The organism is Flavobacterium sp. U410 (genome assembly GCF_053570605.1).
In genome coordinates this window covers 26,136-45,681 of record NZ_JBSEFI010000008.1, presented here as the reverse complement: position 1 = coordinate 45,681, position 19,546 = coordinate 26,136, and the positions used below count along the sequence as shown (strand labels likewise).

Genomic DNA, 19,546 nt, shown 5'->3' with positions numbered 1-19,546 from the left:
TTTTTTTATTATATTGCAGTAAATCATTTCTACTACATATGAAAAATAAATTCTACTTAGATATCGAATCTCCATGCTCGGAAGATTTTAATTCGTTTACTCCTACTAAAAAAGGAGGTTTTTGTGATTCATGTTCCAAAGAAGTCATCGATTTTACAAAATTGTCTCAAAAAGAAATTAATGACTATTTTCATAACAAAAAGGACAATACTATTTGTGGAAGGTTCACTGCTGAACAATTAAAAACCACTTATGAACCAAAAAGAAAAAGTTTTTTTGGTTATCTAAGTGGGATTGGAATAGCTTGCATTACATTTTTCAATAGTTCTTCCCTACAAGCCCAAGAAATTAAGAATCAAAATGAATCTAACAATAATAGTATAACAACAGAAGATATATCTGAAGAAAAGTTGATCACAGCTAAAGGAATTGTTTCCGATGATTTAGGTCCAATTGCCGGAGCTTATGTAGTCTTAGAAGGTACAAGTATATCTACAACAACTGACTTTGATGGTTATTTTGAATTCCCTGAAAAACTAAAAAAAGGAGATGTTTTAGTTTTTAGTTATGTTGGAGCAGTATCTAAAAAGATTATATTTAATGACCAATCTGTTACAAATGTTGAATTAAAAATAGACTTAGTTCAATCTGGAGTTATTATGGCTGGTAAGGTTGCTAAAAAAGGAGTATATTCTTCTAAAAAATAACTTTATATAGGTGAGAAGATTATTTGTCATTTTAGTTTTTTTTACAACTTTATTACTTAAAGCTCAAGTATCAGATTTTGATTCAGTAAATTTTACAAGAGCAGATAATATAGCTAAACTTAATGAAGATCAAAAATTAGAGAACCTCCCTATTCTCGCTTATAATCTTACAAATAAACTCAATACCGATGTTGAAAAATTTAGAGCAATTTTTTATTGGGTGAGTAATAACATTAACGCTGATGATGCACTTAATTCAAAAGTTCTACATAAAAGAGAAAAATTCAAGAATGACAGTTTAGCTTTTATTAGTTGGGATAAAAAAAATAAAAAGAAGTTCTTTAAAAAACTTATAAAACAAAAACGAACTATTTGTACTGGTTATGCTTATTTAATCAAAGAATTATGCTTTTTTGCCAATATAGAATGTGAGATCATTAATGGATATGGGAGAACTATTGACAACAATGTAGAATCACTAGATTTGATAAACCATTCTTGGAATACTGTTAAATTGAATGACCAATGGTATTTATGTGATGCCACTTGGGCAAGCGGTTATTTAGATGAAAAAGGGTATTTCATTAAAGAATACAATGATGGATATTTTTTAACAGAACCTAATTTATTTGAGAAAAATCATATCCCAGAAGACTCAAAATGGGCTCTCAAAACTAATAGTAAAGAAACAAAAAAAATATTTCCACTTGTCTACGGAGAAACTTTTAAGCTAAATATTGATCCTATATTGCCTAATGAAATGATCAATAGATTTAAAGTAGGAGAAGAAATTACATTTAGCTATAAAAGTTCAAATAGTGAATACATAACATCGCTTGTAGAATTGATAGGTTCAAGAGAAATTCCTTTTGAAATTTATAATATTCAAAAAAAAGACGATATAACATCATTCATGTATAAATTTAACAAAAAAGGAAACTACGATGTACATCTTAAAATCAACGACTACATAGTTGTAACTTATATCATAAAAATAATAGACTAAAATACAATAAAAAACCGCTCAAATGAGCGGTTTTTTATTTAAAAACGATTATCACCATCTAACAAATTCCCTAAACCACCCAATAAACTTCCTTCACCTTTATCTTTTCCTCCCATTTGTGGTGCCGCTTGAATAACTCTATCAGCTAAACGACTAAATGGTAACGATTGAATATAAGCTACTCCCGGCCCGCGAAGTGTTGCAAAGAACACTCCTTCACCTCCAAAAATAGTATTCTTTATTCCACCTATAAATTCTATATCGTAATCTACATCTTTGGTGAAACCAACGATACATCCGGTGTCTACTTTCAATATTTCTCCCGGTTGTAATTCTTTTCGAGCCAAAGTTCCCCCGGCATGTACAAAAGCCATTCCGTCACCTTCTAATTTTTGCATAATAAAACCTTCTCCTCCGAATAATCCACGACCTAATTTTCGAGAAAATTCTATTCCAACAGAAACTCCTTTTGCAGCACAAAGAAAAGCATCTTTTTGACATATAAATTTTCCGCCATATTTCATCAAATCAATTGCTACAATTTTACCCGGATAAGGAGAAGCAAAAGAAACTTTCTTTTTGCCATAATCCACATTTTGGTATGCCGTCATAAAAAGACTTTCGCCTGTTAAAACACGTTTTCCCGCCGATAACAATTTTCCGAAAATTCCAGAATCTTTATTACTTCCATCACCGAAAATAGTTTCCATTTTGATGCCGTTTTCCATCATCATAAAACTTCCGGCTTCGGCAACAACGACTTCTTGTGGATCTAATTCAATTTCTACATATTGCATTTCTTCACCATAAATATGGTAATCTATTTCATGTGCTTGCATAATTCTTAGTTTTTGTTAATTAGTCGTTGGAACAAAAAAATTGTTACCAACTAATTCTTGTCAGCAAAAAAGAATTTGCTTTCGGAAGAATTAATACTCTAGATTAACATACCCAATATATCTACTAATCGTCTGTTTACGACGATTCATATAAGGCGTAGAACGCAACGGGTTATATTTACGAGGATTAGGTAGAATGGCTGCAATTCCGGCAGCTTCATAACGTGAAAGATTTCTGGCTTCTTTGTGATACCAATGACGAGAAGCGGCTTCAGCTCCATAAACACCATTCCCCATTTCAATACTATTCAAATATACTTCCATGATGCGTTGCTTGCTCCAGAAGATTTCAATTAGAACAGTAAAATAAGCTTCAAAACCTTTTCGGATATAACTTCTTCCAGGCCAAAGAAAAACATTCTTAGCCGTTTGTTGCGAAATCGTACTTCCGCCTTTTATCTTTTTACCATTTTGATTGCCCTCGAAAGCCTTTTGCATCGCCGAAAAATCAAAACCATTATGCTCTAAAAAACGACCGTCTTCACTGGCAATAACCGCCTTTTGCAAGTTGGGAGAAATGTATTCTATAGCCACCCAATGGTGTGAACAAGTCATTTCTTTTCCGGCATTTTTTTGTTCGATGGCTCTAATTGCCATTAATGGTGTATAAGGCACGGGAACAAACTTGTATAACAACACAAAAAAGACACACACAACATTAAACCAAAGAATAAACTTCCAGACAAAACGAAATAGCTTTTGTTTAAAAGTTCTCTTTACCGGTTTTTTTGCGGGCTTTTTTTTAGGTGCCGCTGCTTTTTTTGTTGCCATTTATAGTAAATCTGCTAATTCTTTTCCAACTAAACTTCCAATTGCCACGCCCATTCCTCCTAATCGAACACCACAAAACACATTTTCTGAAAGTGTTTTTACAATAGGATTCTTATGATTTCCTACTCCCATTATTCCACTCCAACGGTGTTCTATCTCGAAATTTTGACGCGGTAAAAGTACATCTTTTAACAATTGTTCTAACTGTTCTTGGATAATTTTTGTTTGACCAAATTCGGTTGTAGTTTCGCCTTCAAAATCAAGGTTTCTTCCGCCTCCAAAAAGGATTCGATTTCCCACATTTCTAAAATAATAATAACCTTCGTCTAAATGAAAAGTTCCTTTAATAGTTAAATTATCAATGGGTTTAGTAATCAAGACTTGAGCTCTTGCCGGCTTCACTTCCTCTTTGACAAACTGATTCGCAAAACCATTGGTCGCTATAAACAATTTATTTGTTATAAAAGAAACATCATTTGTTACCACTTCAACTTTTCCATTCAAATCTAGGAAAGAAGACACCTGTTGTTGATTCAAAATTAAAATATCTTTTGAAATTGCCTTTTTTAGCAAAGCCTGCATCATGTTTCCAGTATCAATTTGACCTTCAAAAGGATTAAACACCAATTCATCGCATATCTTTTGAAAACCAAAAGAATCTGTTTTAGTAACAAATACATCTTCTTTAAAAATTGGTTTCAATATTTGGTTTACCAAAGGAATTTGAGTCACACATTTTTCAAAAAAGTGCTTGTTCTTTTCCAAAAACAATTCGTAACCACCATATTGTTTGAAATCCAAAACAGCATCACCTAAATTTGTTCTTAGTAATTGTAAGCCTTGCCAACGTTTTTCCACCAAAGCGGCTACGTCGTCAACCGAATTCGCCTTTAAATCATCTAAAATTTCCGAAATACTTCCGAAACATGCAAAACCTGCATTTTTGGTACTTGCTCCCTGAGGCAAAATTCCTTTTTCTAACACTAAAACTTTGGCCTGAGGAAATTTCTCTTTCAGTCGTAAAGCACAATGTAACCCCACAATACCGCTGCCTACAACGGTAAAGTCAATATTTGAAAACCAATTTTTAAGTTCCCAATAGCTCAGTTCCATTTTTTACTCCGATTTATTTCTAGCTGTTTTGATCGCTTTCATTACCAAAGGAAATGTGGTAACAGCAATAAGAATCAAAATAATTTTTTCGATATGCTTTTTTAAGTCCAAATCAAATTCCTCCAAAAAGAATCCATACAGATAGTGCCCCGCAAAAACCAATAAAAAAGACCACAGTAAAGAACTCAATACATTATAAAGCATAAACTTGGTTTTTGGCATGTGTACAATTCCGGCAATAATGGGAACAAAAGTTCTTACAATAGGTAAAAAGCGAGCAAAAATAATGGCTATTCCACCGTGTTTTTCAAAAAAAGCCTGAGATTCATATAAGTATTTCTTCTTAAAAAAGAAACTATCTTCTTTGTGATATAAAAATTGACCACTTCTAGCACCAAACCAGTAACCAAATACATTTCCTAGTGTGGCTGAAGTTGCAATTAACAATGCTAAAACCGAAACATTTGAAAAGTCACTTGGAATATAGAAAAATGTCTCAACCAGTTCACGTGAATAAATTCCGGACAAAAAAAGTAAACTATCGCCCGGAAGAAAGAAACCTGCAAACAAACCTGTTTCGGCAAAAACAATGAAAAGCACCATGTAAATTCCAACAGGAACTCCACCAATCTCCATTGTTATATAAAACTCCGGATTAAATAATTTGGTCCAATGAAAATCTTCCATCTTACTCTAATTTATCAACTGATTTTGCCACCACCATTGAAACCGCAGCATCACCCGTAACATTTACAGTAGTTCTACACATATCTAAAGGTCTATCAATAGCAAAAATTAAAGCCAAACCAGCTTCGGGAATTCCGGCTTGCGCCAAAACAATCACCAACATTACCATTCCAGCTCCCGGAACTGCTGCACTTCCTATTGATGCCAAAGTTGCTGTCGCAATAATTCCTAATTGTGTTCCAAAACTCAAATCCATTCCAAAAGCTTGAGCAATAAAAACCGCTGCCACTGCTTGGTACAAACTAGTTCCGTCCATATTAATAGTAGCGCCAATTGGTAATACAAAACTCGCTACTTCATCATCAACTCCTAAATTATCCACCACTCGTTCCATAGTCACCGGTAAAGTTGCCGCACTGGAACTTGTGGAAAAAGCTAACAATTGTGCCGGAGAAATTCCGTCAAAAAAGAATTTAGGTGATTTCTTAGCCAAAAACTTAACCAACAGCATATAAACTCCTATCATTATCGCCAGTCCTAAAAGAACTGTCATCCCATACATTCCTAAAGCTTTAAACAAATCTAAACTCGGCGATTCGGCAACCAAAGAAGCCAACAAGGCAAAAACTCCAAAAGGAGCTGCGAGCATGATAATGTCGATCATTTTCAAAATAGCTTCATTAAAACCATCAAAAAAGGCAGTAACAGGTGTTGCTTTTTCTTGCGGAATTAAAATAAGTGCAATTCCAAAAAACACTGCAAAGAAAATTACCTGTAACATATTTCCATTATCAGAAGCTGCTTTGATGATGTTACTTGGCACAATATCTTCTAACGCTTGCAAAGGACCAACTTCACTTTGTTTTTCGGCAGCCATAATTTTAGAATTGGCATCACTGGCATAATTTCCAACTAATTCGGTTCTTGTTTCTTCAGAAATATAACTTCCGGGTTTAATTATGTTCACTACAACCAATCCTATAGAAACAGCAAATATCGTCGTCAAAATATAAAGTCCAATAGTCCTCCCTCCCATTTTGGAAAGCTTGGAAATATCTTTCAGATCAGAAACACCTTTAATCAATGAGGCTAAGATCAAAGGCACTGCAATAAGCTTAAGAAGATTGATAAAAATGTTACCAAAAGGTTTTACCCAATCTATAATAATATCTTTTCCCCAATCGAATTGAATTAAAACAATAGCAAACAAAACTCCTAGAATCATCCCAAGAAGTATTTGCCAATGCAGTGCAAGTCTCTTCATAATGCTTATTGAATTTAAAGTTGTGAAAATACGTATATTTTTCAAATTAAGCCTAAGTATGCATTGATTAATCACTGAATATCATAATTGTTCCTCTATTTATAAAAGTAATAAATATAACATAAAATTTATTTTATAGTATTTTTTAACAAAATATACAGAAAAACTGTAATCATTTTAACATTTTGATTTATACATTTGATTTATTAATTAACCTTACCTATTTTTTATGAAACAAAATTTACTAGGAATTGCCTTTTTAGCAATTTCGTACTTTGCCACAGGGCAAAACGGGGATTCGTTTTGGACAAAAGCTCAAAACAAGAGTACAGCAGAAATTGTACAAAACAAAAAAACAATTCAAAATCCAAAGCTCTTTGAATTAGACATTGCTAAAATGAAACAGACTTTAAGCCATGTTCCTAAAAAAGCTGACCTTAATCACAAATCAAACACCATTCTATCTTTTCCAAATGCTGAAGGAAATCTAGAAAACTTTAGAATATTTGAATATTCTGTAATGGATCCTGATTTGGCTGCACGTTATCCGGAAATTAAATCCTATGTCGGACAAGGAGTTGAAAATACCGGAGCAACTATTTATTTCAGCATTTCTCCATTAGGCTTTTATTCGATGATTCTCTATCCTGATCAATCTGCTCAATTCATTGAGCCTTACACTTCGGATTTAACGACATATACTTCTTATCGTAAATCAGACAAAAAAACTGCTTTTACAAAGTTTGAATGTGCTGTCATAGATCAAGTAGTACAATCTGATAATTCCAGTTATTTACTTCGTCCAAATGCAGATGACTCTACACTTAGAACATTTAGGCTAGCCATGTCTGTAACAGGAGAATACACAGCTTATTTCGGAGGCACTAAAGCCAATGCTTTAGCTGCAATTAACAATACCATGACTCGTGTAAATGGTGTTTTCGAAAAAGATTTTGGTATAAAACTTGTTCTTATTTCCAACACTGATACTGTTATCTATACTAATTCATCAACTGATCCTTATTCTAACTCCAGTTCCATGCAAAACTGGAATTCGCAATTACAATCTACATTAACCAGTGTTATTGGTGAAGCTAATTATGATATTGGACATTTATTTGGTAAAGATGGCGGTGGCGGAAATGCCGGATGTATCGGATGCGTGTGCGTAAACGGACAAAAAGGAAGTGGATATACTTCACCTGCTGACGGAATTCCTTCGGGAGATAATTTTGACATTGATTATGTAGCTCACGAATTAGGACATCAATTAGGTGCCAATCATACTTTTTCTATGAGTAATGAAGGTACTGGCGCAAACATGGAGCCCGGATCAGGGTCTACTATCATGGGGTATGCCGGAATCACTTCTCAAGATATTCAAGCTCATTCTGATGCTTACTTCCATGCAATAAGCATCCAACAAGTAACCAATAATATTAAAGCAAAATCTTGCCCGACGTTGACAAGCACAGGAAATAGCGTTCCCACAGCCAATGCAGGTTCTGATTACACTATCCCAAAAAGCACCCCTTTTATGCTAACGGGAACAGGAACAGATGCAAACGGAGATGTTTTAACATATTGCTGGGAACAAATGGACAATGCTTCTAGTTCGCAAACAGGATCCAGTTCAGCTGCCAGTGCAACAAAAACTAGCGGACCAAACTTCAGATCCTATACTCCAACTACTTCCCCTACACGTTATTTCCCGACAATGTCAAGAGTTCTAGCTGGAGCAACCACAACATCCGGATCAGAAATTACCGTAGAAGCTCTTTCTTCAGTTGCCAGAACTTTAAATTTCAGATTTACTGTAAGGGACAACAGAGCCGGAGGATCAGCTAATAATAGTGATGATATGGTTGTGACCGTAAACGGAACAGCTGGACCTTTTAATGTAACCGCTCCTAATACTGCTGTAAGTTATACAGGCGGAAGTACGCAAACCATCACTTGGAATGTTGCCGGAACAACTTCAAACGGAGTAAATTGCGCCAATGTTGACATTTTACTTTCTACAGATGGCGGTAGTAATTGGACAACTTTATTAGCTGCTACTCCAAATGATGGCTCACAAGATGTCACTATTCCAAACACACCTTCATCCCAATGTAGAATTATGGTTAAAGGAACTAATCATATCTTCTTTGATGTTTCTAACACCAATTTTACAATTACGGCGAGTGCCGGAAATGACACAACAGCTCCTTCAGCTCCAACTAATTTAGCAGCTTCAGGAACTACTCAAACCACAACTAGTTTAAGTTGGACAGCCTCTACAGATAATATTGCTGTAACAGGATATAATATATACCAAAACGGGACTCAAATCGGAACTTCATCAACCACATCTTACAATGTTACCGGATTGTCTGCTTCTACAACTTATAGCTTTACTGTAAAAGCTAAAGATGCTGCAGGAAATATCTCTAATACAAGTAATACTGTAAACGTAACAACATTAAGTGGCTCTACAACTCCAACATATTGTACTTCTCAAGGAAATTCAGTTTCTGATGAATACATTGGAAGAGTACAATTAAACACAATAAATAACTCTTCAACTGGTAATAATGGTTATTCTGATTTTACTTCCATTTCAACTAGTTTAACAAAAGGAACGGCTTATACAATAACAATTACTCCAACGTGGACAGGAACTATTTACAGTGAAGGTTATGCTGTTTGGATTGATTACAATCAAAATGGAAGCTTTGGTGATTCGGGAGAATTGGTATGGAGCAATGCAGCTAGTCAAACAACTCCCATTTCAGGTACTTTTACTGTACCAACGACAGCTACAAGCGGAGCTACTCGAATGAGAGTTTCTATGAAATATAACGGAATACCAACTTCATGCGAAGCTTTCTCTTATGGAGAAGTTGAAGATTACACCATAAATTTAGTTACCGGAACAGCTGATACTATAGCTCCTTCAGTACCTACACTTTCGGCTAGTGGAACTACACAAACAACAACCAATTTGAGTTGGACAGCCTCAACAGACAATGTTGGGGTAACAGGCTACAACATTTACCAAAATGGAAGTCAAATAGGTACTGCTGCAACTACATCTTATAATGTTACCGGATTAACAGCGGCAACAACCTATAGCTTCACAGTCAAAGCTACTGATGCAGCAGGGAACTTATCTGCTTCAAGTAATGCTGTAAGCATTACTACATCTGCTAATACTGTAACTTATTGTACTTCTCAGGGGAACAACACTTCTGATGAGAGAATTTCAAAAGTCGTGTATGGCTCAATCAACAATTCTTCCACAGGAACAACTGGTTATGAAAACTTCACTTCTATTTCCACTAATGTTACCCGAGGAACTTCGCAGACAATTACTATAACTCCTTATTGGTCAGGAACTATTTATAGTGAAGGTTATGGCGTATGGATTGATTTTAATCAAGATGGCGATTTTGATGATTCAGGCGAATTGGTTTGGAGTAAATCTGCCAGTACAACCACTCCGGTTTCCGGAACAATTACAATTCCTTCTACAGCAACCCTTGGCACAACAAGAATGAGAGTTTCTATGAGATACAATGCTATTCCTGCTTCATGTGGTTCTTTTTCTTATGGGCAAGTGGAAGATTACACAATAAACATCACATCAAGTGGAAAAGAAATTGAGGAGAACGTATTTATTTCAACTGAAATCACTTTATATCCAAATCCGGCAAACAGTGTTTTGAATTTTACAGGATTGAAGGAAAACTCAACCTATTCTATTTACAATATGCTAGGACAAATGGTTAAAAAAGGAAAAGTTGAGAACAATATGATTCAGGTAGAAACTCTGGAACAAGGACATTACTTTATCGAAATTCAATCAAATAATAAAATAACAACTAAGAGATTTATCAAAAACTAATCTTTCAGTCTCAAAACAAGAAGCCTCAGCAATGAGGCTTTTTTTATAGTCTTTATTTAAGTAATTTTATGCTCTACAAATTACAAAATCATGAAAAAGCAATTTTTATCTATTATTTTACTTATGGCAGGACTCTCACTTAGTGCCCAAGAGGTCATGACGCCTGAACTTTTATGGAAGCTTGGACGTATTTCTCCTTTAGGCATTTCAAAAGATGGAAAATCGATAATTTATAAAGTTTCTACTCCTTCAGTTGAAGAAAATAAATCTAGCAGCGCCTTTTACAGCATTCCTCTTTCCGGCGGAAAACCCACTAAAATTGAAAATGCATCTGATTTAGTTAAGGACAAAAATACTCATGCAAATGGCTGGACTGTTTCTCACAAAGAAGTGAAATTAGAAAAAGTTCATGGAAAAGATTTTTATCCGGAATTAGAAAAAAGTGACGTTCAAATTTACAACGGATTAGATTATCGCCATTGGGATACTTGGAATGATGGAAATCACAATCATGTATTTATAACCAATGATAGAAAAGAAGAAACAGATATTATGGCTAACGAACCTTATGATTCTCCTCAAAAACCTTTTGGTAGTGACGAAGATTACATTTGGTCTCCTGATGGGTCAAAAGTGATTTATGTTTCTAAGAAGAAAGTTGGTACAGCCTATGCTGTTAGTACAAATACCGATTTATACGAATATGATGTAAATACAAAATCTACTAAGAATTTAACCGAAGGAAACAAGGGATATGATGTAGCTCCGCAATTTTCACCAAACGGAGATTTGTCTTGGTTACAAATGAAACATGACGGTTATGAAGCTGATAAAAACGATATCATTGTGCGTCATAAAGGAATAGACATCAATTTAACAGCTGCTTGGGACGGAACGGTTGATAGTTTCACTTGGAGCGATGACGGCAAAAAAGTATATTTCTTAGCTCCTGTTGATGGAACCAAACAACTTTTCGAAGTGAATTTTCCAGGCTTAACGAAAATTATGGTTCGAGTGAATCAATTAACAGAAGGTCCATTCGACATTAATCAGATCATTGGCTTTAGTGGAAATACCATTTTGGTTACCAGAAGCGATATGAATCATGCCAATGAAATTTTTTCGTATGATCTAAAAAAGAAAAAGTGGAATCAAATTACGAATGTAAATACAGAAATCTATGCTAAATTATCTTTACCAACTGTTGAGAAACGAATGGTAAAAACTACTGACGGAAAAGAGATGTTAGTTTGGGTGGTTTTACCTCCTAATTTTGACAAAACTAAAAAATATCCAACTTTATTATATTGCCAAGGCGGACCACAAGGCGCACTTTCTCAATTTTATTCGTTCCGTTGGAATTTCCAAGTAATGGCTTCTCAGGGCTATATCGTTGTGGCTCCAAATCGTAGAGGAATGCCGGGACACGGTGTAAAATGGAATGAAGACATCAGTAAAGATTGGGGTGGCCAAGCCATTCAGGATTATCTAAGTGCTATTGATGATGTTGCCAAAGAATCTTACGTTGATAACAAACGTTTAGGTGCTGTTGGCGCAAGTTATGGTGGCTATTCTGTTTTCTATTTAGCTGGTGTTCACAATAACCGTTTCAAATCTTTAATTGCACATGACGGAATCTTTAATCTTCAAAGTATGTACGGAACAACAGAAGAGGTTTTCTTTACCAATTGGGATATGGGTGGCGCTTATTGGGAAACCGAGAACAAAGCTGCTCAAAAAACGTACAAAGAATTTAACCCTATTAACTTAGTAAACAACTGGAATACACCTATTCTTATTGTTCAAGGCGGAAAAGATTATCGTGTACCAATCGGTCAAGCACTAGAAGCTTTTCAAGCCGCACAATTAAAAGGAATTAAAAGCAGATTGCTATATTTCCCAGAAGAAAATCACTGGGTTTTAAAACCACAAAACGGAATGGTTTGGCAACGTGAATTCTTTAAATGGTTAAAAGAAACTCTCTAAAAAATAAAAGGAGCCGATTTTCATGGAATCGGTTCCTTTTATTTTTTTAAAAATCATTTTTTTATGAATTTTGTTGTTTTCACCGAACCATCAGACAATTTTGCAATAATTATATAAGCTCCTTTTGCTAAGTTCGTCACATCTAAACTATTCTGATTTTGAATTAATTTCACAGAATTAACTTTTTGACCTAAAATATTTATTATCTCCAACTCTTCAAGTTCAAATTTTGTATCCCAGTTTAAAACACTTTCAACCGGATTAGGAAACAACTCAAAATCATCTAACACAAATGCTTCCTGTACCATTGTAGCACATTCAAAAAGCAGGATAGGATTAGCCGAAGAAATTGTTGTACCATTTCCCAACCACCCTACTGAATTATAGCCCCAACCCCATAAAGAATTATCTTCTTTAAGAGCAAAAGAAATAGAATATCCTGCCATAACTTTTACCCAATCAGTATCTGTTCCTACTTGAACTGGCACTGTAGTGATAGGAATCAACATTTGTCCGTCTATCCAACCATAAGATCCCCATTGCCATAATGTTCCATTTTCCTTTATTCCAATTGAATGGGAATTTCCCGCTGATACATCTTTCCAATGATCATTTCCTATTTGAACTGGAGCATAACGATTAATTGTTGTTCCGTCTCCTAATTTTCCATTCTCATTCTCTCCCCAACCCCATAATGTCCCATTTGTTTTTAGCGCTAAACTATGATTAGAACGAGCGGCTGAAACTTTAAACCAATCTGAGTCTTCACCAATCTGAGTGATCATAAAAACAGTTCCATTATAACCTACACCTAATGAACCATATAAATTCCTTCCTCTTCCCCAAAGTGTTCCGTTTGTTTTGATCCCATACGTTTTAAAGTATCCTGCATAAATTTTATCCCAATCAGTATCCGGACTAATCTGAACCGGAGAAGTATAGAAATATACACTCCCGTTTGTCAGTTCTGAAGCTTGAGTATTTCCCCAGCCCCAAAATGTTCCGTCTGATTTCAAGGCTACGGAATGCAAATTACCTGCAGATAATGATACCCAATCGCTATCCGATCCTACTTGAACCGGAGTTGTATTGCTTATTTCAGTTCCATCCCCTAACTGTCCAACACTATTATTACCCCAAGCCCAAATCGTTCCGTCTTCTTTGAGTGCTACCGTATGCATTCTCCCGGGATTAATAGTTTGCCACATTTCAATTGTTCCTAATTGTAAAGGAATAGTCTGCGGAGAAACTGTCCCATTACCTATCTGTCCATATTGATTTTGTCCCCATATTAAAATACTACCATCTGATTTATATACTATAATAGTATCATCTGAACAAATTATATCTTGTACACAGTCTTGAGCGTTTATCCATAGAAAGGAAAAAAAGAAAAAAAAGGAGTATTTTTTTATCATAATTATAAGGTTTTTACCAAATATAAAAAAGTATTCTATGTTCTCATTCCTTTTATATAATTAAAACATTTTAGTATTCAAAATAATACGTTTATCACAATCTAAAACAAAAGAGCCAACCTAATTGGTTGGCTCTTTTAATATTTACTCTTCTTTAGGTTCTTCCATTTTGAAATCCTCCATGAATTTTGTAGTATAATTTCCTGCTACATAATCCGGATTTTCCATTAATTGTCTGTGGAATGGAATCGTTGTTTTAATACCCTCAATAACAAACTCATCTAAAGCTCTTTTCATTTTATTGATAGCTTCTTCTCTTGTTTGAGCAGTCGTAATCAACTTAGCAATCATTGAGTCATAATTTGGCGGAATAGTATATCCTGCATACACGTGAGTATCTAAACGAACTCCATGACCTCCCGGAGCATGTAAAACTGTAATTTTTCCCGGAGAAGGTCTAAAGTCATTATATGGATCTTCAGCATTAATACGACATTCAATTGAATGCAATTGCGGATAGTAGTTTTTACCAGAAATTGGCACTCCTGAAGCTACTAAAATTTGCTCGCGAATTAAATCATAATCTACAACTTGCTCCGTAATAGGGTGCTCTACTTGGATACGAGTATTCATTTCCATAAAGTAGAAATTTCTATGTTTATCAACCAAGAACTCAATGGTTCCTGCACCTTCATAACTGATATATTCAGCAGCTTTAACTGCAGCTTCACCCATTTTATCACGCAATTCTTGAGTCATAAATGGAGAAGGAGTTTCTTCCGTTAATTTTTGGTGACGGCGTTGCACAGAACAATCTCTTTCCGAAAGATGACATGCTTTACCATATTGATCTCCCACAACTTGAATTTCAATATGTCTTGGCTCTTCGATAAGTTTTTCCATATACATACCGTCATTCCCGAATGCAGCAGCAGCTTCTTGACGAGCACTTTCCCATGCTTTCTCCAATTCGCTTTCTTTCCAAATAGCGCGCATTCCTTTTCCTCCACCTCCGGCAGTTGCTTTCATCATAACTGGATAACCAATTTCTTTAGCTACTTTTTTAGCATCTTCGAAAGAACTTAAAATACCATCTGAACCTGGAACACAAGGGACTCCAGCGGCTTTCATTGTCGCTTTGGCAGTAGCCTTATCTCCCATTTTTTCAATCATTTCTGCAGAAGCACCGATAAATTTAATTCCGTGTTCTTCACAGATTTTTGAAAACTTGGCATTTTCAGATAAGAATCCATAACCTGGATGAATTGCATCTGCATTTGTAATTTCTGCAGCGGCAATAATATTTGACATTTTCAAGTAAGACAAGTTACTTGGTGGCGGACCAATACACACAGCTTCGTCAGCAAAACGCACGTGTAAACTATCTGCATCAGCAGTAGAATATACGGCGACCGTTTTGATCCCCATTTCTCTACAGGTTCTAATTACACGAAGTGCAATTTCTCCTCTGTTAGCGATTAATATTTTTTTAAACATCACTTTTAATTTGAAAATTAAACAATTGAAAATTTGAAAATGAATTCAAATAGTTACATCTTTTCAAATTAAGATGGATCAACTAAGAATAATGGTTGATCAAACTCTACCGGAGAAGCATCATCTACTAATACTTTAACGATTTTTCCTGAAACTTCAGATTCAATTTCGTTAAATAATTTCATTGCTTCAATTACACAAACCACATCTCCTTTAGAAATAGAAGCACCAACTTCTACAAATGCAGGTTTGTCTGGAGATGGTTTTCTATAGAATGTTCCAATAATTGGAGATTTTACAGTAATATATTTGTTATCATCTGAACTTGTCGCTTCTGCAGCTACTGGAGCAGCTGTTGTTGGAGCTACTGGCATTGGAGCAGCAGCTTGTGGCAAAGCTGTTGTTACCGGAACTTGTTGAACATAAGTTGTTTCAGCTCCTTCTGTAGTAGTTTTGATAGTGATTTTGAAATCATCCATTTCTAATTTCACTTCTGTAGCTCCAGATTTAGCTACAAACTTAATTAAGTTTTGAATTTCTCTAATATCCATACTCTTGAAATTTGGTTTAGCTTGTTGTTATTTTGTATTATAAGCCCATTTTAAGTAGATAGCTCCCCATGTGAAACCACCACCGAATGCGGCAAAAATTATATTATCTCCTTTTTTGATTTGTTTTTCGAATTCACAAAGTAAAAGCGGTAAAGTTGCAGAAGTAGTATTACCGTATTTATGAATATTAATCAGCACTTTAGATTCATCAACACCCATGCGGTTTGCTGTAGCATCGATAATTCTTTTGTTTGCTTGATGTGCTACCAACCAATTTACGTCTTCGTGAGATAAATTGTTACGTTGCATTATTTTTTCACTTACATCGGCCATTCCGGAGACAGCATATTTAAAAACTGTTTTTCCGTCTTGAAATACATAGTGTTGTTTGTTTTTTACGGTTTCTTCGGAAGCAGGTAAAATAGATCCTCCGGCATCAATTTTCAAAAACTCTCTACCTATTCCGTCGCTTTTAAGTACTTCATCCTGCAAACCAAAGCCTTCTTCATTTGGTTCAAATAAAACCGCTCCTCCTCCATCACCAAAAATGATACATGTAGCTCTATCAGTATAATCAATAATAGATGACATTTTATCAGCACCTATCAATAATACTTTTTTATATTTTCCAGATTGGATATAAGCAGATGCAACTGACATTCCATACAAAAAACTGGAACAAGCAGCTTGTAAATCAAATGCAAAAGCATTAGTTGCTCCAAGTTGAGAAGCTACAAAAACGCCTGTTGAAGCTACTGGCATATCAGGTGTCGCAGTAGCCATAATAATTAAATCTATTTCTTTGGGATCCAGATTTTTCTTTTCAAGTAAGTTTTGAGCCGCTTTAATGGCCAAATAAGAAGTTCCTACCCCTTCTTCTTCTTTTAAGATCCTTCTTTCTTTAATACCTGTTCGGGTTGTAATCCACTCGTCGTTTGTGTCTACCATAGTTTCCAAGACTTCGTTAGACAACACATATTTTGGCACATAAGAACCGATTGCTGTAATGGCAGCCGTTATTTTACTCATTGTCATTTATTTAAAATGGTCATTACTTTTTAATAAAGAAAAAAGCGTTGGTTCATTTTTAAGCACCAAAAATTTGTAATCTCCTAAAAAGTGATGGAAATTACAAAAAATATGTGACTATTGAAACCAATGCTAAATAAAAGAGCTTTGTAAATAACAAAAAAACCCTCACTTCGTGAGAGTTTTCTGTATTTTAAATAATTACGCTACAGCTTCTGTTTTATCAACAACAACTTGACCTCTGTAGTATAATTTACCTTCGTGCCAATAAGCTCTGTGGTACAAGTGAGCTTCACCAGTTACTGGGCATGTAGCAATCTGAGGAACAGATGCTTTGTAATGCGTTCTTCTCTTATCTCTTCTTGTTGACGACTGTCTTCTCTTAGGATGTGCCATTATTACTTATTTTTATTTTTATCCGTTAATAGTTTTTTTAAATTTTCCCACCTTGGGTCTATCTCTTCTTTTTCTTTTTTTTCTTCTTTAGGAGCCAATTCTTCTAATTTCTGCAACGTTTCACTTCCTAAAGTTCCATCTTTAACTCCAGGATGAATTCTTTTAACAGGAACAGAAAGCACAATCATTTCATAAATGTATTGTGATACATCTACTTGAAATTCTCCATGCGGAAGAATCAACAATTCTTCGTTTTCATCATTGAATTCATCACCAAACTTAACAATCAAATTTAATTTTCCTTTAATTGGAAGATTGAAAATCTCTCCTGTCAAATCACACGGAACTGTTACTTCTCCTTTATGTTTAAAAGCCAACTCTAACATTGTACTTTTCTTTTCTAATACTATATTCACTTTGACATCTGCCGCATCAAACTCATTATAATCAAAGTGCTCAAAGAACGAATTATCCAATTGATAATCAAACTGATGCTTACCTAATTTTAATCCCGTAAACGGAATTAAATATTCTTTAAAATTCTTCATAACAACAGTTTACCCTTTAAAAGGGATGCAAATATATAAAATTATTACAAATACAAGAGCAGTTAAAAACTTTTTTTTACCCGTAACTATTCAGTTTTAACTTTTAAAGGATTTTTTGTAAGCTCTTGATATTCATTTCTTTTATGAAAAACATCAATAGCCAAGTACAAAGCTTCCTTAAAAGAACTAAAGCTAGCCAACCCTTTCCCCGCAATTTCAAACGCTGTTCCGTGATCCGGCGATGTACGAATTTTATCTAATCCTGCCGTATAATTCACCCCGTTTCCAAAAGAAAGCGTTTTAAAAGGAATCAATCCTTGATCATGATACATCGCTAAAATCGCATCAAATTTTTCATATTGATTGGAACCAAAAAAACTATCTGATGAATACGGACCAAAAACCATCAAGCCTTCACGAAACAATTCGTCAATTTTAGGCTTTATAATAAGCTGCTCCTCCTTACCAATAACTCCATTATCACCACTATGCGGATTTAATCCTAAAACAGCAATTTTCGGTTTATCAATTCCAAAATCTTGAATCAGTACCCTATTAATTGTTTTTATTTTAGTCTCCAACAATTCAGGAGTCAAATGTTCTACAATTTCATTTACAGGTACATGATCCGTCAGAAGACCTATTCGCAACTTACCACTGACCATCAGCATCAAAGCATCACCTTGTAATTCTTGATTCAAATAATCTGTATGCCCGGGAAATTTAAAATCTTCTGACTGAATATTATACTTATTAATCGGAGCAGTCAACAAAATATCCAACTGTCCTTCTTTCAGAGCTTTCGTCGCTGCAACAAAAGATTTAATAGCATATTTGCCCACACTATCATCCAATTTCCCAAATTCAAGATTCACTCCTTCTTTCCAAACATTCAGAACATTCATTTTTCCAGGGACAATTTGCCCCAAATTATCAATGCCCTGAATTGGCTCTTCAATCCCTAAACCTTTTTTAATAAAGGAAATTATCTTGGTATTAGCAAAAATAACAGGCGTGCAAAACTCAAACATACGATTATCCTCAAAAGTTTTCAAAACAATTTCAGGCCCGACACCGTTCAAATCACCTATCGAAATACCGACTATTATATTTTCTACTTTTTTAACCATTTTCGGTTACTTTAATTTACTTATTTTTGAACTGCAAATTTAATAAAATAAAACCAGTTATGTTTACAGGAATAATAGAAACACTCGGAATCGTAAAAAACATCCAAAAAGAGCAAGACAATCTAAATATCACCATAAGCTCTTCTATAACCAAAGAACTCAAAATAGATCAAAGTGTAGCTCACAATGGCATCTGCCTCACTGTTGTAGCAATAGATGACGAAAATTATACCGTTACTGCTATTAAAGAAACCATCACCAAAACAAACATAGACACCTGGAAGGTAAATGACGAAATCAACCTAGAAAGAGCAATGAAATTAGGAGACCGCCTTGACGGCCATATTGTTCAAGGCCACGTGGATCAAATCGGCACTTGTATTGACATTCAAGAAACAAACGGAAGTTGGCTGTTTACTTTTGAATACGACAGCCTATTAAACAATATTACAATAGAGAAAGGATCCATAACTGTGAATGGAACCAGCTTAACTGTCGTAAACTCAAAAAGAAATGAATTTAGTGTAGCTATCATACCTTACACTTACGAACACACTAATTTCAAAACCTTCAATAAAGGAAGTATTATAAATTTAGAATTTGATGTTTTAGGCAAATATGTAAAAAGGATACAAGAACTAAATCAATAAAAGAA

General features: G+C 34.7%; 17 protein-coding genes. 5 read left to right on the top strand and 12 right to left on the bottom strand.

The features are described 5' to 3' along the window. Positions 1–38 precede the first annotated feature (38 nt). Together ACUSJC_RS07210 and ACUSJC_RS07205 are read left to right on the top strand one after the other, a co-directional pair. The gene (locus ACUSJC_RS07210) at positions 39–707 is read left to right on the top strand and encodes a carboxypeptidase-like regulatory domain-containing protein (protein ID WP_449268888.1); all 669 of its coding nucleotides are present in this window, start codon (positions 39–41) and stop codon (positions 705–707) included. A gap of 10 nt (positions 708–717) precedes the next feature. Further along, positions 718–1,713, top strand: a complete 996-nt coding sequence (locus tag ACUSJC_RS07205; protein WP_449268887.1) for a transglutaminase domain-containing protein — start codon at positions 718–720, stop codon at positions 1,711–1,713. Positions 1,714–1,751: 38 nt separating this feature from the next. Here ACUSJC_RS07205 and ACUSJC_RS07200 read toward each other — a convergent pair whose 3' ends face one another. From ACUSJC_RS07200 to ACUSJC_RS07180, 5 genes are all read right to left on the bottom strand, one after another. Next, complete coding sequence (locus ACUSJC_RS07200; RefSeq protein WP_449268886.1) at positions 1,752–2,552, bottom strand: TIGR00266 family protein; 801 nt, start codon at positions 2,550–2,552, stop codon at positions 1,752–1,754. 90 nt (positions 2,553–2,642) lie between these two features. Continuing rightward, positions 2,643–3,383, bottom strand: coding sequence for a monofunctional biosynthetic peptidoglycan transglycosylase (mtgA, locus tag ACUSJC_RS07195; protein ID WP_449268885.1), 741 nt, complete (start codon positions 3,381–3,383; stop codon positions 2,643–2,645). Further along, the gene (locus ACUSJC_RS07190) at positions 3,384–4,496 is read right to left on the bottom strand and encodes an NAD(P)/FAD-dependent oxidoreductase (protein WP_449268884.1); all 1,113 of its coding nucleotides are present in this window, start codon (positions 4,494–4,496) and stop codon (positions 3,384–3,386) included. Positions 4,497–4,499: 3 nt separating this feature from the next. After that, on the bottom strand, positions 4,500–5,183 hold the full coding sequence (locus tag ACUSJC_RS07185; RefSeq protein ID WP_449268883.1) for a DedA family protein: 684 nt from the start codon (positions 5,181–5,183) through the stop codon (positions 4,500–4,502). A gap of 1 nt (position 5,184) precedes the next feature. Then, positions 5,185–6,447: a dicarboxylate/amino acid:cation symporter gene (locus tag ACUSJC_RS07180; protein WP_449268882.1), complete on the bottom strand. Its 1,263-nt coding sequence runs from the start codon at positions 6,445–6,447 to the stop codon at positions 5,185–5,187. A 229-nt stretch (positions 6,448–6,676) separates the two neighbouring features. Here ACUSJC_RS07180 and ACUSJC_RS07175 point away from each other — a divergent pair, with 229 nt between their 5' ends. Together ACUSJC_RS07175 and ACUSJC_RS07170 are read left to right on the top strand one after the other, a co-directional pair. Then, positions 6,677–10,336, top strand: a complete 3,660-nt coding sequence (locus ACUSJC_RS07175; protein ID WP_449268881.1) for a reprolysin-like metallopeptidase — start codon at positions 6,677–6,679, stop codon at positions 10,334–10,336. 90 nt (positions 10,337–10,426) lie between these two features. Beyond that, positions 10,427–12,322, top strand: coding sequence for a S9 family peptidase (locus ACUSJC_RS07170; RefSeq protein ID WP_449268880.1), 1,896 nt, complete (start codon positions 10,427–10,429; stop codon positions 12,320–12,322). A gap of 53 nt (positions 12,323–12,375) precedes the next feature. Here the strand turns inward: ACUSJC_RS07170 and ACUSJC_RS07165 are convergent, their stop codons facing one another. The 7 genes from ACUSJC_RS07165 to pdxA all read right to left on the bottom strand — a co-directional run bounded on the left by ACUSJC_RS07165 (position 12,376) and on the right by pdxA (position 18,891). Beyond that, positions 12,376–13,740 (bottom strand): RCC1 domain-containing protein, encoded by a 1,365-nt coding sequence (locus ACUSJC_RS07165; protein WP_449268879.1) that lies wholly within the window; start codon positions 13,738–13,740, stop codon positions 12,376–12,378. 144 nt (positions 13,741–13,884) lie between these two features. Further along, the gene (gene accC, locus ACUSJC_RS07160; protein ID WP_449268878.1) at positions 13,885–15,237 is read right to left on the bottom strand and encodes an acetyl-CoA carboxylase biotin carboxylase subunit; all 1,353 of its coding nucleotides are present in this window, start codon (positions 15,235–15,237) and stop codon (positions 13,885–13,887) included. Positions 15,238–15,305: 68 nt separating this feature from the next. Further along, positions 15,306–15,788, bottom strand: a complete 483-nt coding sequence (gene accB / locus ACUSJC_RS07155; protein WP_449268877.1) for an acetyl-CoA carboxylase biotin carboxyl carrier protein — start codon at positions 15,786–15,788, stop codon at positions 15,306–15,308. Positions 15,789–15,815: 27 nt separating this feature from the next. Further along, a complete protein-coding gene (locus ACUSJC_RS07150) occupies positions 15,816–16,817 on the bottom strand; it encodes a beta-ketoacyl-ACP synthase III (protein ID WP_449268876.1) in 1,002 nt (333 codons plus the stop codon). Between the two features lie 201 nt (positions 16,818–17,018). After that, the gene (gene rpmF / locus ACUSJC_RS07145; RefSeq protein ID WP_109568650.1) at positions 17,019–17,213 is read right to left on the bottom strand and encodes a 50S ribosomal protein L32; all 195 of its coding nucleotides are present in this window, start codon (positions 17,211–17,213) and stop codon (positions 17,019–17,021) included. A 2-nt stretch (positions 17,214–17,215) separates the two neighbouring features. Continuing rightward, entirely contained in the window at positions 17,216–17,761 is a 546-nt protein-coding gene (locus tag ACUSJC_RS07140; protein ID WP_449268875.1) for a YceD family protein, read from the bottom strand. 86 nt (positions 17,762–17,847) lie between these two features. Then, entirely contained in the window at positions 17,848–18,891 is a 1,044-nt protein-coding gene (pdxA, locus tag ACUSJC_RS07135; RefSeq protein WP_449268874.1) for a 4-hydroxythreonine-4-phosphate dehydrogenase PdxA, read from the bottom strand. A 59-nt stretch (positions 18,892–18,950) separates the two neighbouring features. Here pdxA and ACUSJC_RS07130 point away from each other — a divergent pair, with 59 nt between their 5' ends. Then, positions 18,951–19,541 (top strand): riboflavin synthase, encoded by a 591-nt coding sequence (locus ACUSJC_RS07130; protein WP_449268873.1) that lies wholly within the window; start codon positions 18,951–18,953, stop codon positions 19,539–19,541. The last annotated feature ends 5 nt before the right edge of the window (positions 19,542–19,546 follow it).

Bases quoted from the DNA above. Each gene is read 5' to 3' on its own strand.
- ACUSJC_RS07210 (WP_449268888.1), top strand. From the start codon at position 39: ATGAAAAATAAATTCTACTTAGATATCGAATCTCCATGCTCGGAAGAT.
- ACUSJC_RS07200 (WP_449268886.1), bottom strand. From the start codon at position 2,552: ATGCAAGCACATGAAATAGATTACCATATTTATGGTGAAGAAATGCAA.
- mtgA (WP_449268885.1), bottom strand. From the start codon at position 3,383: ATGGCAACAAAAAAAGCAGCGGCACCTAAAAAAAAGCCCGCAAAAAAA.
- ACUSJC_RS07190 (WP_449268884.1), bottom strand. From the start codon at position 4,496: ATGGAACTGAGCTATTGGGAACTTAAAAATTGGTTTTCAAATATTGAC.
- ACUSJC_RS07185 (WP_449268883.1), bottom strand. From the start codon at position 5,183: ATGGAAGATTTTCATTGGACCAAATTATTTAATCCGGAGTTTTATATA.
- ACUSJC_RS07180 (WP_449268882.1), bottom strand. From the start codon at position 6,447: ATGAAGAGACTTGCACTGCATTGGCAAATACTTCTTGGGATGATTCTA.
- ACUSJC_RS07175 (WP_449268881.1), top strand. From the start codon at position 6,677: ATGAAACAAAATTTACTAGGAATTGCCTTTTTAGCAATTTCGTACTTT.
- ACUSJC_RS07170 (WP_449268880.1), top strand. From the start codon at position 10,427: ATGAAAAAGCAATTTTTATCTATTATTTTACTTATGGCAGGACTCTCA.
- ACUSJC_RS07165 (WP_449268879.1), bottom strand. From the start codon at position 13,740: ATGATAAAAAAATACTCCTTTTTTTTCTTTTTTTCCTTTCTATGGATA.
- accC (WP_449268878.1), bottom strand. From the start codon at position 15,237: ATGTTTAAAAAAATATTAATCGCTAACAGAGGAGAAATTGCACTTCGT.
- accB (WP_449268877.1), bottom strand. From the start codon at position 15,788: ATGGATATTAGAGAAATTCAAAACTTAATTAAGTTTGTAGCTAAATCT.
- ACUSJC_RS07150 (WP_449268876.1), bottom strand. From the start codon at position 16,817: ATGAGTAAAATAACGGCTGCCATTACAGCAATCGGTTCTTATGTGCCA.
- rpmF (WP_109568650.1), bottom strand. From the start codon at position 17,213: ATGGCACATCCTAAGAGAAGACAGTCGTCAACAAGAAGAGATAAGAGA.
- ACUSJC_RS07140 (WP_449268875.1), bottom strand. From the start codon at position 17,761: ATGAAGAATTTTAAAGAATATTTAATTCCGTTTACGGGATTAAAATTA.
- pdxA (WP_449268874.1), bottom strand. From the start codon at position 18,891: ATGGTTAAAAAAGTAGAAAATATAATAGTCGGTATTTCGATAGGTGAT.
- ACUSJC_RS07130 (WP_449268873.1), top strand. From the start codon at position 18,951: ATGTTTACAGGAATAATAGAAACACTCGGAATCGTAAAAAACATCCAA.